This window comes from Granulicella sp. dw_53 (assembly GCF_018449545.1).
Lineage (GTDB): Bacteria > Acidobacteriota > Terriglobia > Terriglobales > Acidobacteriaceae > Edaphobacter.
On record NZ_JAAVUR010000016.1, the window covers coordinates 123162 to 140906 of the forward strand.

Genomic DNA, 17745 nt, shown 5'->3' on the forward strand with positions numbered 1-17745 from the left:
TACCCTTCGGGCGCGATGTACGGCTTGACTCATACTCCCTTTCCCACGCTCCGAAAAGAACGGTGAACTTATCCTTGCACCCCAAACCTAATCATGCAGATGCTGCATCGAGTCCGATCTGCACATCGTACTTTGGGGCATTCTCAATCTGCGCTGGACCAGCAAATAGATTGCCCGTGATAACCACTCGCGCCACCGCCTCCATCAACTGGGTATGCGGCTTGTTCTGCAGAAACTCGCATCCCGCACAAGTGACGGAAGTGTCGACGATTGTCCGCCATTGCCGGCTTTCTCGTCCTACGATTAAACAAAGACCGATGTACCTCTAGAGATCACTCCATATCGAGGAAGCTATAAATACTCAAACGTTCCACTTCCCAACAAAGTGATCGAGCGTGACTCGACTTTATACGTTGGCCCTGTGATGGTGCGCTTGCTGTTGCTTAGTCTCCCATCAGGGACTGGATCATAGGTGTCAATTATCCTTTGCCACGGGTAAGTGGGGTCTGTAATGGGAGGAAGGGTGAATTCCAAGGGTTCCCAATAGAAGTTCAGCATGATGTGAACAGCACTGCCAGATTCAAGGTATGCAGTGACTGCCAAGCTGTGCGAGTCTTCGGATAAATCCGGCCCCGATAGTTGGACTCCGGACCAACGAATTCGTGCTCGCTCAATACATTCGATGAGGGATAGCCTATTGCCGTTCAATCCTAGCGAGAAATACTTTCTTAGCCGGATGAGATGCTGCACAAATTGGGAGAGATCGCGATGCCTGTCGACGAGACTCCAATCGAACCAACTGATCTCATTGTTTTGGCAGTAAGCGTTATTGTTTCCCTTTTGCGTACGCCTTACCTCATCTCCCATGAGCAGAAATGGAGTTCCCATGGACAACAATGTCAGGGTCAGGAAGTTCCGCACCTGCCTGGATCGGATCGTTTCAATTTCAAGCGAAGATGTATTTCCTTCCTGTCCGCAGTTCCAGGAACGGTTGTCGTCTGAGCCGTCGCGATTGTCTTGTTTGTTCAGTTCGTTGTGCTTGTGGTCGAATGAGACAAGATCATTCAAAGTAAAGCCATCATGACACGTCACGAAGTTAATGCTTTGTTCCGGCAGGTGATACCTGTGAAAATAGAGATCAGGACTGCCCAGAAGACGCATGCGCAAACTTTGCACCGTACTGTGATCTCCCTTTACGACACTTCGAATATCATCGCGAAATCTGCCATTCCACTCCTTCCAGCGATCCCCACCGAATGAACCGACTTGATAAAGTCCCCCAGCGTCCCAGGCCTCCGCCATCAATTTTGTTCCAGACAATATCGGGTCTGCATCAATGTCCCATAGAATGGGGGAGTTCGCGATCGGGTTGCCGTGTTCATCGCGGCTGAGAATGGAGGCGAGGTCAAACCGAAAGCCGTCGACGTGCATCTCCGATACCCAGAATCTCAGGCTATCTAGCACTAGGCGTCGTAAAACTGATTGGTTTGTGTTCAAGGTATTGCCAGTGCCGGTGTAGTCTGCGTATGCTGAAAAATCCGGTGAGAGCATGTAGTAGAACTTGTTATCGATGCCTTTAAAAGAGATCGTGGGGCCGTCTACTCCTCCCTCAGCAGTGTGGTTGTAGACGACATCGAGAATGAGCTCAATCCCCGCCCTGTGCAGCGCCTTCACCATATCCCTGAACTCATCAAGACAGCCCATCGGAGTTGGATTTGAGCTGTAACCTTGGTGCGGCGAAAAGAAGCTTACAGGACTGTACCCCCAATAGTTTTCAAGGCCTTCCGGGGCGTCCTGCCAGTCGAATTGGAAGACCGGCAGTAACTCTACCGCTGTGATACCCAACGTCTTCAGATAGGGAATTTTATCGACGAGTCCAGCATAAGTACCTCGCTTCGCTTCTGAAATTCCCGAGTTTGGATTACGGGTAAACCCTCCGACATGGACTTCATAGATGACCGTCTTGGTATACGGCGTATGCAGAGGAGCGTCGGCCTCCCAATCATAGACGCCAAGATCGACAACAACGCTCCGTAGAGAGGATTCTTCATTGTCTCCGGGTTGGATTGCCGTTTTCCTTTGGTAAAGGCTGCTTGAGACGGATTTGCAATAGGGATCTAGCAGCAGCTTTTCTGGAGCGAAGCGATGTCCTCCCTTCGGGTCGTTTGGCCCGCTCATACGATAGCCATAGATTTGACCTGCACCTATGCCCCCCACATGAATATGCCAGTAGTGGGAAGTCCTGTGGACTGACGGGTCTAAATGTATGATCCTGCTTGCACGAGGCGCATCGCATGAATTGAAGAGCAGCAGGCACATGTGGGTCGCGTGAGATGAAAAGACGCAGAAGTTGATACCCATGGGAGTAACCGTGGAGCCCAATGGAAATGGGCTGCCTACTGTTATAGATTCCTGAGCGGGATCTTTCCGTAAGAGGGATTGCATCGATTTGCTCTCCGACACTTGCACCGGTACTTTGTTCATTTTTCGTCCTTCGCAGCATCGCGTATTTCGTATCCTAACCTTGGACGCCAATCTGCGCGAGTAGCGAAATGTCTCACCGTTGCCGCCGGCAGTTTTAGTCAGGAGTTTGATTCGGATCCAGAAATTCCGTGACGGTCTCAAGCAGGAGTTGGATAGACATTCCCTTATCAAGACACCGGGAAAATAGGACACATTCTTCATGCGTGAGTGCATCTGCGCATCCTGTCAGCAGGACGATTGGAAATTTGGCTCCTAATGCCCGCATGCGTAGAAGCAGCTCGCGGCCGTTTAACCCGGGCATATGAAAATCCAGAATAGCCAGATCGAAGATAGAGAGGTCACACTGAAGAGCAGCCAACGGGCAATGATAGAGGACGACTGAGTAACCATGTTCCTTCAGCATCTCTCCTCGCAACCGCGTACCGATCACCTCATCGTCAACACATAGAATATTTAAGGTGGCAGTTCTGAAGCTCATATGTGCTCCTAAGCTTATGCGTGCTATGAAAAGTAACAGCTCACCGTTGGCGCTCACTAGATTCAATTGCGCGCTTTAGATTGGATATCTAAAAACACTGAATCTGCGAACTAAGCCTTCAATTTGCCAAACGTATCCGAATGAGCTGTCGTCAAGTTGTCGGATGAAAACCATTACGATAGATCGCGCGGGTATGGTTCGCGATTAACACAGGGCCACCTCGCAAAATCATCCGGCTAGACGTAAATTTGCCGTGGTATTTGCTCAACGCGCGAGGAAGTGCCTTATATCCTTAATAGCTGGTGTGATGACTGGTAAGTGCTTCAACAACCACACAGTTTTGTAGTTTGACTCAAGAATTGGCATTGGTTAAGTTATCCGCTGATCCCGCCGCAAACTGGGTTGACAGACGGTTCGTTTCAATCGCAACGTGACAGGACACTTAAAACTCAGCGTTACATTGTTGAGCAAGCAACGCGCCAAAATAAAAAACTTTATAGCCGATAGAGGGGAAATGTAAGTCATTTGCTTGTAATAGCTTGTTATCAGAGGGTCGGATTCGAAGACCGTCATCCCTTACGGAATAGTGACAAATGACCGCCACTGACAGGCACTCGTCACAAGACTAGAGTAAGCAGCGTACCGTATGGTCGGGATTACATAGATGAGCTGACGCATTGTTCTTGTCGCCACCACCCTTGGGTCGGGCATTGCGTTTGCTGGCGGGACTGTCGCCAATGTGCGCTTTCCCGCGCATCAGGACGGTACCCGAGCGGGCTGACAAATGGGAGGACCGTTCTCGTGCTCCGCAGCGGCTCATTCAAGACGGCAATGCCGATCTATTTGAAGAGCCGTCCAGCTGCAAATCTCAGCGACAATCCAATTCGAGAAGATAAATACGGAAGCTTGCTTCGAGTGCTGCAGTATCCTCGTGGCGCCGAAGCCAGAGCCCGCAACCCTGCTTGCCGACACAGTCTATGTATGGCAGACGACGTAGGGACAAAGTAGGCGAGGACTAATATTTAGCTGCAAGATTATGCACATGCCAGTCATCCATGGGTTGAAAATCGGATCTCCTTGGATTGTGACCATTTATCTATGTGTAGGGTCTAGCCACGACCTGGGCACCATAAAGCGCTCGGCGAGATGCTAATTACTTTTGTCCCAATAAGTCTAAGCTCAATTGCTTGGAATAAAATCCGCTTCTTTACCGCTAACTGCTAAGTGCAGGCGCCTTTGCTGCTGGAAGCAACGCATTAAGCTTGTTCCGTCACCCAGATGGATAGCAAGGTGCCTATTCTCTCTTCATTACCAATGATACGAACCAAGTGTAAGAATTTATTAGTAGCTAGCCACGAAATTTGCTTGTCAACGGGTAATCGTTTAGCGCAGTATCCGAATACTGCTTCACATCCTAGATACTTCTGCGGATGAAGGGAACGTAGGACTCTGTGAAGAATATGGATTCTGATCTTGGCAGAGCAATCCGCTGCATCCATCCTCTAGAAATCAATATTCTGCGGAATTATTTAAGGTAAAGGCATTCCGTAGAGCCATCCTCCCCCCAGTCTTCTCGATTGAAGACGCAAATGAACGGACATCAGCAGGAAGCAGTTTTTCTGTCCGTGCGACATATCCTGAACAGATCCTCGAAGAATCACCATACTAATTCCCACCGTCTTATCTTTTAACTCATTTGGGAACATAGGAAGCTCACAGTTGCTTGCTGTGCTATTCGCCTTGACTCGGTCCAACTCCGTAGCCGGACCTCGCGGGTAGTGTCTTAGAGCAAATTCCATGGTGCGAAGGGTTAGTTCAACTGGATCATACTTGAACCGAGCAGACTCAATTCGAGTGCAAAGGTGGGACTTGCATCCTGCCTGTCTGGCGTTCGCTATCCTGCTCCCTTTCTTAGAAGCTGGAGCGCAGCCACTCGCCCCCGTAGCGACCAAACTGAGAACCCTCACCACCGCTCTTGAGGCGCACAGTTTGCCGGTTTCGGAGGCCCGGCTGCACTATCCAATCCACATCCGTGCCACAGTCACTTATTATGACGATGACATCTTTTTCGTTCACGATTCGACTGCCGGAATCTTTGTACGGTTACCCAAAAAACATATCTGGCCTTCGGGGCCACCGTCCGTCGGCACGATCGTGGATATCCACGGCCGGAGCGGAACTGGAGACTTTGCGCCAGTCCTTGAAAATCCTTCCATTCTCTTTGTTGGTCATTCCAATGTTTCGTTTAAAGCAAAACCAATGACCTTTACCCGCTTGCTCACAGGAACAGAAGATGCTCAGTTGGTGGAGATCGAGGGTGTAGTGCAATCGGTCTTTCAGACCCCAACCCACGTTATAGTGGAAGTTGCAACCGCGGACGGATCGATGAGTGCCACGACAGCAAAAGCCCCCGGGGTAGACTACGACGGATTGATCGATGCGACTGTTCGCATCCGCGGCAATGCCGGTCCTCTCTTTAATGCTGATGGTCAGATGACCGGCTTTCACGTCTTCTTTCCTGACATGACTGCAGTGACAATCGCAGATGTCGCACCATCGAATCCCTTCAGCATTCCCCCACGCCCCATCAAAAGTCTCTCCGTGTTCACTCCAACTGCTACTTTGCCCCACCGCATCCACGTTCGCGGACGGGTGACACTCCAGTGGCCCGGGAAAATGCTCTGCATACAGGATGAGACTCAAGGACTCTGTGCGCTGTCTTCTCAGAACACTCATCTCACCCTTGGCGAATCGGCCGACATCCTCGGCTTCGCGATTCCGGGAGGATATAAGCCCAGCCTGATCAATGCCGTGTTCAAGCCCCTAGGGGGCAACGATCCGGTTCTACCCTCGGTAATCACCGCCAAAGAAGCCTTTCGAGGTAATCATGACTCGTCCCTTGTCCAAATCGAAGGCCAGTTGATCGGACACGAATTGGATACGAAAGAAGGAACCCTGATGTTATCGTCAGGAAAGTTTATCTTCCCTGTCATCCTTCCAGAAGGCTCAATCGAGTCCCATATTCCAGCGATCAACAATGGCAGCAAGCTTCGTATCACCGGAATCTGCTCGGTGAAGATAGACACCCAAATGACGTCGCGCGGCAGAGGGCAAACTGTCATAACTTCGTTTCGGATTTTATTGCGTTCGCCGCAGGATGTGGTCATCCTTGCCATACCCTCCTGGTGGACCGCAGCCCGGATCTTTTTTCTCCTTGCCTTAACCATTGCAATTACGGCTGCGGTCCTCGGGTGGGTCGTTGTGCTCAGAAAGCGTGTCGATCAGCAGACGAAGACAATTCGTGAGAGCGAAAAACGCTTCCGTCACATTGCTCAACACGACGCCCTGACCGGACTCCCCACCCGCATGTTGCTTCACGACCGAATTCAAATTGCATTGGCCCGTGCCCGTCGTTACAAGACGGGAATTGCGCTCCTCATGCTGGACGTCGATAACTTTAAACAGATCAATGATTCCCTTGGTCATCACGCCGGCGATCAGGCTTTGTGCGTCACTTCGCAGCGCCTCGTCGCCATGGTGCGCAAGATTGACACTGTTGCGCGAATGGGAGGGGATGAGTTTGTCGTTCTACTCACCGACTTGTACAAGGCAGAAAGTGCCGAAATGGTCGCGGCAAAGATCATCACGGCCCTCTCGGTGCCAATTCCGATCGGGGAAGAGGAAATACCGATTTCGGTGAGCGTTGGCGTCTGCGCGATCTCTGACGGAGAAGTCAGTGCCGATGTCTTGCTGAAGAGCGTCGATACAGCGATGTACCACGCGAAAGCGGATGGCAGAAACTGCTTCCGAGTCTTTACGACTGAGATGGAATCCGCCACAATTAGGAAACGTCAGCTTCAGAGCGGCCTGGGACGCGCTCTGGAGCTACACGAGTTCGAATTGGAATATCAACCCCAGATCAGCTTCTCCACCGGCGAGCTCACCGGGGTTGAAGCTTTGCTACGGTGGAACAGTAAACAACTTGGCAGCATCGGTCCTGCTGAATTCATCCCGGTAGCTGAGGAGGCTGGCCTGATCGTAATTATCGGTGAATGGGTTATGCGGGAGGCGTGCCGCCAAATCGGCCTCTTGGAACGAAGTGTGAATCGGTCACTTTCGCTCGCCGTCAACCTGTCGCCCCGCCAGTTTCTCCACAAAGATCTATGTCAAATGATCCATGAAGCCCTTGTTCAAAGTGGCCGCTCGCCCCATCTCCTTACCGTGGAGATTACCGAAAATATTCTAATGGGCGATTCATTTCATATCCACCATGTTTTATCGGAGATTCGCAAATTGGGTGTACAGCTCGCTCTCGACGACTTCGGAATCGGGTTCTCCAATCTCTCTTACATTACTCGCTTCCCTGTCGACTGGATCAAGATCGATAAATCGTTGATATGCCACTCTACGACACAGAGAAACCATCTGGCAGTGGTACGCGCCATCGTTGCGATGGCCCATGGACTCGACATTCATGTAATGGCCGAAGGCGTCGAGACAATGGAACAATTCGCTCTTCTGAAAACAGAACAATGCGATATCGCTCAAGGTTTTTATCTTGGTCGCCCCATGGACCTTCCAAAACTTCAAGCCCTCGTTACCACCTTGGAAAGAGATCGAGTAAAGACCAATGCCGGATTTACTGCTTGAAAACGGCCCACATCCCTGGCTCGCAGTATCAGCTGGTTGGCTAAACCTACTCAATCATAGTGCTATCTATATAGATGAGAACGCGACCGCCTGTAGACGGATTTGTATTGATACCGCCAGAAGCATTGTCGTTGCCCTCGGTCAGAATCCACAGGTGGCTCGCCGTTGTAGAAAATAGCCCCTCCGGCTCCCAGGGTATTTCCAGGTTGTCTACACTCCAGTACTTAGCTGAGGAAGCGGGACTTACTTTTATGAGGGAGGAGTCATGACGCAATGAAGATAGCCAGTAGCTGTCTGTTAGAGCGCCAGAATTTTGGTCCGGAGCCGCGCCCTGCACATTTCTTTGATTGAGGTAGTACACCTGCGAAGGCGTCGCGACGCCCGAAGAAGCTTTCAGTTTGTCGCCGTCCATTTGCCATTGGAACATCCGGGTGTAAAGAGCGCGGTCACCAACGCTGTTTGAGCCGCATCCATAACCGGCCAAGTTGCAGTACTCGCCCGAGAGTAGCAACGGCGTCGAAGGACGTGGATCCTGTGCGGCCCAATCATACGCAACCTTCACGTTACAAGTATCACTGGCATGGTACTCGCTGATCTCGGGAAGCATATAACCGTAGCCATCCGCGCACCACTTCGATCCAACTTTGCCGAAGATCCCAGTCACACCATCCGACTCCTTGCAAAGCGTGTTATCCGCGTCCACAGCGATCAGGTTATCGAGATCGAAGACGTGAAATCCGTTGCTCGTGTTCGTGGTGTAGAGATAATGTCCAAATACCGCCAAACCACCCGCGTGTTGGATGGCTGGCTTGTATGTGCCGCTGCCCGTAGGCAGCACTAGAATCACATCTCGGTAGGGAGCGTTATTAAGTGCCTGTGTGTTCATGATGGAGAGTCGAGAGCCGTTGGGATATTCCTGTGGTTCGCCTGCCGGGGGAGCCGTGTTGATATAGCTCCAGCCAACTAGATGAACATTGAGCCCGTTCACCGTAAGCTCCGTCATGCCCTGGGGGTGCCACACCGACGTACTTTGGTCACCCGATGCCCACTCTACACCGTTGTCATATCCAATCGTTGACGGGTGGTTTGAGCTCGTCAGTTCTGGAGCCGTCTCATCCAGATTGTTCGCCAAAAAGTTGGCCAACGTGGTGTGCGCGGTGCCGACATTACTCATATCGGATGGAAACTGGTCCAAGTGTTCGCATCCGTCAGCTTGGCGCACGAAATATCTTGAGGGTCCGCCACGATCGCCGCATTCTCGGTACCCACCTGTGCTACTGCGTAAGAGGAAAGCAGTGTCATCATCAGCGCGAAGAATGCGGTTCTCTTAGAAACTTGCACAATAGTACTCTCCTGGTCAGTAAGGTTGGTTTAGTTGCTGTGGCTCTCAAACCGTTTAGAACGAGTATTTGAGAGACCCCTGAATGGCGCGAGATCCTCCAAATGAAGTGACCTGTCCGTTGTTCGTCGCCGTCGTGGAGGCGTTCGGTTGTGACCACAGAGGATGATTGAAGGCGTGGAAGAAGTCCACCCGGAATTGAAGAAACTGCTCACGAAATGCTGGAAAATTCTTCATCACGGAGAGATTTGTGTCGGTGTTGTGAGGCCCGATTAGATTGTTGCGTCGCTCATTCCCCAACTGATATGTACCCGGCTGCACAAAACAAGCAGTGTTGAAGAACATCTTCACGCTCGGATTTTTCAACGTGGGATCGCAAATCTGATTCGCGCGCATCGCGTGGTAGGAACCCGTGTTGGAGTTATCGGTAGCAGAGACGTAGAAAGGCATGCCGCCGTTCATGACCAGGAATCCACTGACATTCCATCCGCCAACGGTCTCCTCCATAAACCGGTTGGCATTCAGCCAACGGCGCCCCCGGCCAAAAGGTAGCGGATAGACACCGCTCACCTTCGCCACATGCTTCTGGTTGAAGTCGGCAAGCCCCCAATCCCTCGCCAGATCCAACCCAGCCTCCGGATAGAGTTCCTCTGTCGTTAGAATGTCCAACGCCTTCGAGTAAACATAGCTTGCATTGAAGGAAGCGCCCGATGCATAGTGACCTTGCATCGAAAGCTCCAAACCGTTATAGCCGCCAGATCCGAGATCAGCTGCTTCCAGGACCTCGCCCACCCACGAGTAGGGCCTACGTGCTGCGATCGGTGTTGGGTTCGCGGGATCAGACAGCGCTGTCTGGTTTGGATTGTGGCGGATCTGTAGGTGCGTCGACTTGCTTCCCAAATACGTTACTTCTCCCATTAGCTTCGAGCTGAAAGCATGCTGGGCCGCAAGGTTCCACTGTTGAACGTAGGGGGTAGGCATGTTGAGCGCAGTCGTAAATGGGGCCTGCGTCGATCCGGACGGATTGCTTACAAAGGTCGCATACGTCGGTACCAATTGAGTGTTAGTGTACGTGTTGTTTTGCAGGAAGTAGTTCGGCGCATTCGACAGGAGGAACTGGTAATTGTTGTAAAGAGGCAGAGCGTAGTAGACGCCATAGCCTCCACGCACCGTCGTGTCCGGCAGCACCGCATAGGCAAAGCCCAACCGCGGGGCCACATTCAGATAGTTCTGGTGGAACGTGCCGGTATGCGTGGTGTTTGTCGCTACGTCATAGACGTGCGAGTTATTGTGTACATCTGCGGGTGACTCGTAGTAGTCGTAGCGTAGGCCGAGATTTAACGTCAGCTTGTCCGATACGCGCCAGTCGCCCTGCACATAGGGAGTGAAGTTGTATTGTCTGAACGCCCCCACTGTTGCTCCCACTGCGCCTTCGGCGTTATAGGGTAGCCCCAACAGGAAATCGGCGATGTCCTCTCCCCCGGTCGGGTTAGCAGCATGATTGTTCGTATAGATTCCGCTGAAGCGAAACAGCCCGTTGTTGTAGACCGTCCAGTTTGCGTTGAACTGCACGCGGTCAAGCTGGAAGCCGAATACCGTCGTGTGGCGACCGTGAACCCAGCTCAACTCATCCGCATACTGGTAGAGATCCTGCGTCGATCCCTCCGGAGCTGTCGCATTGCCCAAACTCGAATGGGAGTTCAAATACACGATCGGGGGCGCCCACTGCTGCGGGGCTGGCGATAGCGCAGTCAGCCCGAACTCCTGTGAGTAATTCTCCCGGCCATTGCCACTGATCTTCACTAGGATGTTGCTGTAGTTGTAGCCGACGCGTCCCGTATTCACCACATGCGGCGAGAAGGTATGGATCTCTTCCACGTAGGCATTCTTCGCATCGCGCGTGTAAAGGGTATTGAAGATGCCTTCCAATCCCCAACTCGGGCTGAAGTCCGCCGGATTCGACCGGCTGTAAGCACCGTAGATAAGATCCTTGCTGCTCAGGTTGTAATCCACGCGCCCAAGGTAGAGATCATAATTCGTGGTTGCCGCTCCGGTGGAATAAAAGTTATTTCCGGGGATCGGGCTGCCCGTAGGTAATGGCATATAGGCAAGAAACCGCTTCGCAAAATCCGAGATACGCGACGGGTCGATCTTGTTATTCGAAAACTGTTTGATCGTCTTGGTACGCGAATCGTACGTCGTTGGATCATAGATCGTCACGCCGCTCTGCGAGAAATCACCTGAACGCTCCAGCGCGGTCGGCACATTGGCATTCAGAATAGATTGGCTGGACTGACGCTGCCCCGAGTAGTCGAAGAAGAAAAAGAGGCGATCGCGTATCACAGGACCGCCCACGTTCCCGCCGAACTGGTTATAGCGAAGCTGGGCTTTCGTGGTGTTGTTCTTCACAAAGGTGTTCAGTGCATCGTTACGCAGATAGTCATACAGGCGGCCATGGAAGGCGTTGCTCCCACCCTTGGTCACCACGTTCACTACATTGGGCTCATCATAGCGGGCGTGAGCACCGTTTCGGACGATCGTTACCTCCTGCACGCTTTCGATCGAGGGCTGAATGTTCGCTGTCTTCGTGAGCAGGTTGAAGTTCGTTACTCCATCTTCAAGGAACGACGCCATACCCCACGCATTGCCGCCAATGGTAAGTGAATTCGCCGTAACACCATAGAAATTGATGTCCGACCTGCTATTGCCGGAGCCAGTGTATGGCGCCACGTTCGTCTGCGTCGTAAGCGTAGCAAATACATCGCGTCCATTCGCTGGAAGGTTTTCGATCTGAGAAGAAGACATCGTGTCGGCCAGTTGATGACTCTCTGTCTCGAGATTTGCAGCTGTGGCTGACACGTCTACCACCTGAGTTGTTTCCCCAGGCGCCAACATCGGGTCCCAACGTGAGATGTGCCCGGCAGTCACAGTGACCCGCGTCTTTTGAGTCGAAAAACTTTGTGCGGAGACAGATATGTCGTAGTCGCCCACTGGCAGGTCGGCGAGGCTGTAAATGCCATCGTTCTTGGTGGTCTCGTTGCGCGTGAGACCAGTCTCCACCTGCACGGCAGTGACGGGAACGCTGGCGACCGGGGCGCCTGCCTTATCCCTCACAATGCCCGTCACTGAGCCAGCAGTGAACTGTGCAAGCAGCGGGTACCTCCCAGACAGAACAAATAACATGAGAACAATCATTGGAGCGGACAGAAGACGTTGTAACGTCCTTTTGTAATACAGCAACGAGCAAATGCGAGACATGCAGGACTCCGTAGGAAATGGTCTGAATTAAAGGTTGTCGGTCTAGTCGTTTCGAGGCGAGATCGTCTTGAAGCCGTAGGTCTCGTAGCGCCACGTTGCTTTACCGCCACGGAGACTCACCACGGTATAGCCTTCCGGTGTTTCCCAGTGGCTACCACGCCACCAGTCGCCCGAAACCGCACCACACGTCACAAACGGGATGCCTTTGTAAAGAACAGTCTCATTGATGTGAATATGGCCCTGCAGTACCACCAGCACATTATGCTGCGTCAGAATAGGAATTACGTCGCACGCGTTGTTCACAAATGCCTGCTGATACTTGGGAGGTTTGCTCATATCGTGCAGACTATAGGCCAGCGCGCCGGTTGTAATCGGGCAGTGGACAGCCACAATGACCGGCATTCCATTGGGGATCGACTTCAGGTCATTCGACAGCCACTCTAACTGTGCCGGATCGATGCCTGCCTGCCAATTGCGATCGTCTGTCAACTGAATCGAATCCAGCACAATGAAGTGATATCCCTTGTGATCCCAGCTGTAGTATGTCTTCCCGATACGACTGACATACGTTCGTTTTCCCTGCCGCGGATCGGTGACGGCCAATCCACTTTTTGAATACGCGCCTACTACATCATGATTCCCGATCACATGGTGCACTGGCATGCCTAGCCGCTTCTCCGTTTGGGCGTAAAGGTCATAGAGCGACTCTGATCTCTCCACCGGTACGCCCAGCGCATCGAACACATGGTCGCCCCCCTGGATCGCGAAGTCTGCACCATGGCCACTCAGTTTTTCAAAGCACATCGCGCACCCCTTGGCCGCGTCGAGCTCTTGTTGAATGTGTGTGTCCGTAAAGAAGACAAAATCAAAATCACTAGGACCTGCCGATGCTAGGGTCTTTGCCACCGCAAAGCGCGGTGAAAGGCAGCTAACAGAACCTAGAGCGGTCAGAGCAAGAAAATCGCGTCGCTTCATCAGTAACCTCGAGTCAAAGGAATCACCGCACACGGAGTTCATCTCAGTTCGGACGGTGATGAGCCGAGTCTCTGGCTTTATTGGCAAACGCGGAAGTGTCATAACGTGCCCGTTAACGTTACTTCCTATTGATTTCAAGCAGTTTATGTATGCGAAGTCAGACCGGTTACGCAATTTTCATGCGACTGTCACAAAGCCAAGTGAGACGCAAAATCCCTGCTCCCTCGGCGGAGAGGCATGGAGAGGGACCCACCGCGTCATACTTTGCGGGCGTATTTGAAGGCTGGCCGTAGTCTCAGTAAATTCGCTTTAGCAGGAGCGTGGAGGAGGAGGATTCAGAGTCGAAACTTGTCGTCTTCAGTGTCACTTCGAACGGGCGCAATCCTCCGCTTCCGTTCGAGGCCTCCTTCAGAAACGGTTCCGCGTCGCTGTGCATGAGGTATTCAATCGCGGCTTCTGTGCCCGCCATCGTGAGTCCCTCCACAATCAACACCCAACCAGTCTTGTCTAAGTTCGGCACTAACGCGACCACGGCGTAGGTAGTATAGGGTGCCACCGTACTGCTGTTCCGATACGTAGCCTGCTCGCCTGAACGTGGATGCCGGTTAACGATCTCCGACTCGTATGTATCCGGATCTGCATGATAGTTCATTTGAAAGTTCATCTGCGGCTCAAAAAGGGAGACCCACGGGTCGCCGTAGGTGGAACCCAAAAGCACCAGATTAGTCTGTTTCAGATCGTTTAACTGCAAAGCACGGGCATTGCGCAAAAGAACTGTCTTGCCTTTCGCCTCGGGCAGTGTAAGCAGCGAAGCGGCAGCGGCTGAGTCTGGTACGCTCGTCAGACGTTCGCGGCTCAACCGGCTTAGCTTGCGATGCTCTTCCGTATCATTCTGGTCGAATTGTGCGAAATAGCTGCCGTCGAGGTAATCGTTCAAGCTCGCATATTTGCCCGAAAGGTCCTGGAGAACGCCAAGACCATTGTCCGTTGTGACGAGGTAGGTTCGGGAAGACGATGAAAACATTTGCTTCCAAAGCGTATGCGCGGGAGAGGGGGGAGGCTGCTGAGTCCGCCACCATAGTACTGCCGGGCCCGCGACCAATAACATTGATGCCAAGACGATCCAGCGCGAAACCCGTTTTCTCGCCAGGGGCTCCACTCTCTGCGCAGTAGCCTCCTTTACTTCTACTTCGGCCACGCTCTGCGTTGGCTCGATATCCTTCACTGCTGCCCCTTGTATGGAGGCCAAGGTTAGATCGCAGGAAACAAACTCTGGTGCATATCCGCCTCGCGGAATCTGGATCCGCATAGTCTCTGCTTGGCCAGCGCTATCGAAATACTCTTCAAGCCTCGCTCGCAACCGATGCGCATAGGTACGAACAATATTGTCCTCACCTGTGCTGTATCCAGGCCGCCGTCGGAAGACGCGTTCCCCGATGATTTGCTCCGTCAGCTCATCCTCACGTCCGGAAAGCTTCATTTCGCAGATGAAGAGCAGAAACTGGGACAACAAGGATGAAGTTTTAAACCGCGAACTTTCCGCAACCCGAACTGTCAGCTGCCACCGCGAGTCATCGGGGAGTACCGATGCACCGCCGTCCAGACAAAGCTCAGTATCGAGTGTCGCCGTGCTCATACCTCTCCCCACACCTAGAATTTACGGACCTTTCGTAAAAACCAGATGAATGGCGTGGAGGCGCAAACGATTCTAGTGTGGCCCAGCTAAGATGTATGGAAGTACCTAAGAGGTAGATCAACCCGGACGATCTACCCTCAATGTCCTTGGCACTTTGCGTGACGCTCTACAGACGGTAGCTATAAGAAATGCTTGCGAGAAGCGGGCAGAACGGCCTAAACTCATCATCGCTTCCATCCAAGGCCTAGCGCCAGGGTGCAACTCCGAATCTCACCGTCAAAAATATTGGCAGCTTTGAGTGACACTTGTGTGGTGAAGGCGCGACTGCCGAATTCTAGGAGTTCCGCGTATACTTTTCGAGTTCGGGCTGCATCCGGAGTTTCGGAGTGGCACTGGAGGAAGATGAGTTTAACTGGACCTCGCGACGGGGAACCTCGCATGCGCGCGGACAAGGTTACGCCGCAAAGTCTGCTTTCCCAAAAGCAGAACGGCACCGCTATCGCGGCGGTCACAGCCTATGATTACCCTACCGCTCGTCTCGCCGACGAATCTGGTATCGACATCGTGCTCGTGGGGGACTCCCTCGGAATGGCAGTACTCGGGTACGAGGACACACTCAGCGTCACCATGGAGGAGATGCTGCACCATGCACGTGCAGTCCGGCGGGCCGTACAACAGGCGATGCTAGTTGTAGATTTTCCTTACGGCAGCTATCAGATCTCAGTGGAAGATACGGTGCGCAATGCATTACGATTTGTCAAAGAATCGGGAAGCCAGGCGGTAAAGCTAGAGGGGGGAGTTTCGCAGGCGACGCGAGTGCAAGCACTTACCACTGCGGAAATTCCGGTCTTTGGGCATATTGGACTGATACCGCAGTCGGTACACCGCATGGGGGGCTACCGGGTGCAGGGACTGTCGGAGGCCACTGCCGCACAAGTCTGCAAAGATGCCCTCGCACTGCAGGCGGCAGGGGCAATTGCGTTGGTCCTGGAAGGGATTCCTCGCGAGTTGGCAGCCTCCATCACTTCCCTGTTGACGATTCCCACCATCGGCATCGGGGCCGGACCAGACTGCGACGGGCAGATTCTGGTCTTCCATGATCTCTTCTCGCTCTCGTTTCGCCAGCCGCCCAAGTTTGTGCGATCGTTTGGGAATGCGGCCACCTTGATTCGAAACGGACTTGAAGATTTCCGCGAGGCGGTAAGAACCAGAAGCTTTCCAAACGATCGGGAAAGTTACCACATGCCTGCTGGAGTTTCGATTGAATTGACTGGTGCTCATCAACCTGCGAACGGTAAGCGCTGATCTATGCGCTTAGTGACATCCATTGATGAAATGCGGCGGCTCTGCAAAGCCATCCGGTGCGAAGCTGAACACCAAACACTCGCTCTGATCCCAACCATGGGCGCGCTCCATGAAGGGCATCTATCGCTGATCCGGGCTGCTCGAAAGAGCCCCGATCGAGTAGCGGCGAGCATCTTCGTGAACCCCCTGCAGTTCGGGCCGAACGAAGATCTCTCTAAATACCCGCGAACCTTTGAAGAAGACTGTGCCATGTTGGAACGCGAGGGAGTGGATCTGCTCTTCACTCCAACGGTCGAAGAGATGTATCCAGCGGGCACACAAACTTGGGTCGATGTTCCGGAGATCGGTGGCCGACTGGACGGTGCCTCACGTCCAGGTCACTTCCGCGGTGTCGCCACCGTCGTCACCAAACTCTTCCATATCGTTCAGCCGGATCGAGCCTTCTTCGGCCAAAAGGATGCCGCTCAGGTCGCTATCCTTCAGGCCATGGTGCGCGATTTGAACTTCGATCTCGAGATCGTGGTCTGCCCTACGATTCGAGATGAGGACGGTCTCGCGCTGAGTTCAAGAAATCGTTACCTGACCGCCGAAGAGCGGAAGCGAGCACTGGTACTCTCACGTTCGCTTCGCAAAGTTGAACGGGCAGTCGCTGAGGGACAGCATGCAGCCTCTCCTCTCTACGACCTGTTGCTGCAGGAATTGCAGACCGCGGACGGCATTCGCCTGGACTACGCGGAGATCGTCGATCCGCAAACTCTGGAACCATTGAACGATGTCATCTGCGGTGCGTTGGTGGCTGTCGCCGCATGGGTAGGCACTACTCGATTGATCGACAACATCCTCATTACACCAAGAAAGGCATCGGTCTGTTGATCAGAGCACCACATCACCTCTTGAGCCAATCACGGACAACAGTCACTATATTGAAAAACATTTGATGAACCTATTCGAAGATCACTACAAACTCATTGCTATGAGCAACCGCCATACTTTCGCAAGCTGCCTGCGCCACCGGCGAAGTGGCTCTTCTTAAGCGAATTTAGATCGCTAGCGGAATTGGCACACCAAGGATGAAGAGGAAGCCAGGGAAGATCATGTCCACGCAGCTCAGCGCGTCGATTATGTTGGTGGCGTGATAAGTCCCAGGGCAATCCCTTTACCTCTGCAAACTCGTTAGCTAAGATCCTGACCGCGATGTGAGACCGCGCGAGCAGCGCGATTCGAAGGTGATGTTCCATCTGCAGCGAGCGGTGTGGCGCTGTTGATGCGATGAGATTCGTGGTCCAGAAGGGGCAGTGTACGATGACGTGGTGGTCCAACATGAATCCGTCCGACGGTGGAGTACTCCTGGAACTGGATGGCAGGAAAGGACAGTTTGTGTGATCTCGTTTCGAATCTCCTCGACCGAAAATGGACCAAAAACACAATCAAGAAGAACGAGTAGCAAATATTGAACTCAATTATTCTCCCTAGACGATGAGGTCACACCAATGAGTGGTTTTGCTTGGCGACTCGGTTTCGTCGTTGTGTCATTCATAATATTCACTAGTGAACGGGTCGCTTGCGAGCCGCATCCTGCTGCATCTTCATCCTGGAGAATCCTTTGAAATTCGCCTGCTC

9 protein-coding genes are annotated in these 17745 nt (G+C 52.7%); 3 read left to right on the forward strand and 6 right to left on the reverse strand.

Annotated elements, in window-relative coordinates; all coding sequences use genetic code 11:
- Positions 1-351: 351 nt before the first annotated feature.
- Complete coding sequence (glgX, locus tag HB393_RS20950; RefSeq protein WP_255551442.1) at positions 352-2484, reverse strand: glycogen debranching protein GlgX; 2133 nt, start codon at positions 2482-2484, stop codon at positions 352-354.
- A gap of 94 nt (positions 2485-2578) precedes the next feature.
- A complete protein-coding gene (locus HB393_RS20955) occupies positions 2579-2962 on the reverse strand; it encodes a response regulator (RefSeq protein WP_213807156.1) in 384 nt (127 codons plus the stop codon).
- Between the two features lie 1869 nt (positions 2963-4831).
- Between HB393_RS20955 and HB393_RS20960 the strand changes: the two genes are divergently transcribed.
- Positions 4832-7612: an EAL domain-containing protein gene (locus HB393_RS20960; RefSeq protein WP_213807157.1), complete on the forward strand. Its 2781-nt coding sequence runs from the start codon at positions 4832-4834 to the stop codon at positions 7610-7612.
- A 46-nt stretch (positions 7613-7658) separates the two neighbouring features.
- Here HB393_RS20960 and HB393_RS20965 read toward each other — a convergent pair whose 3' ends face one another.
- The 4 genes from HB393_RS20965 to HB393_RS20980 all read right to left on the reverse strand — a co-directional run bounded on the left by HB393_RS20965 (position 7659) and on the right by HB393_RS20980 (position 14820).
- A complete protein-coding gene (locus tag HB393_RS20965) occupies positions 7659-8807 on the reverse strand; it encodes a hypothetical protein (protein ID WP_213807158.1) in 1149 nt (382 codons plus the stop codon).
- Positions 8808-9008: 201 nt separating this feature from the next.
- On the reverse strand, positions 9009-12134 hold the full coding sequence (locus HB393_RS20970; protein ID WP_213807159.1) for a TonB-dependent receptor: 3126 nt from the start codon (positions 12132-12134) through the stop codon (positions 9009-9011).
- Positions 12135-12251: 117 nt separating this feature from the next.
- Complete coding sequence (locus HB393_RS20975; protein WP_213807160.1) at positions 12252-13184, reverse strand: metallophosphoesterase; 933 nt, start codon at positions 13182-13184, stop codon at positions 12252-12254.
- A gap of 295 nt (positions 13185-13479) precedes the next feature.
- Positions 13480-14820: a hypothetical protein gene (locus HB393_RS20980; protein WP_213807161.1), complete on the reverse strand. Its 1341-nt coding sequence runs from the start codon at positions 14818-14820 to the stop codon at positions 13480-13482.
- A gap of 438 nt (positions 14821-15258) precedes the next feature.
- On the opposite strand from HB393_RS20980, the gene panB reads away from it, so the two are divergent.
- Together panB and panC are read left to right on the forward strand one after the other, a co-directional pair.
- A complete protein-coding gene (panB, locus tag HB393_RS20985) occupies positions 15259-16125 on the forward strand; it encodes a 3-methyl-2-oxobutanoate hydroxymethyltransferase (RefSeq protein WP_255551448.1) in 867 nt (288 codons plus the stop codon).
- Between the two features lie 3 nt (positions 16126-16128).
- A complete protein-coding gene (panC, locus tag HB393_RS20990; RefSeq protein ID WP_213807163.1) occupies positions 16129-16998 on the forward strand; it encodes a pantoate--beta-alanine ligase in 870 nt (289 codons plus the stop codon).
- Positions 16999-17745: the final 747 nt, after the last annotated feature.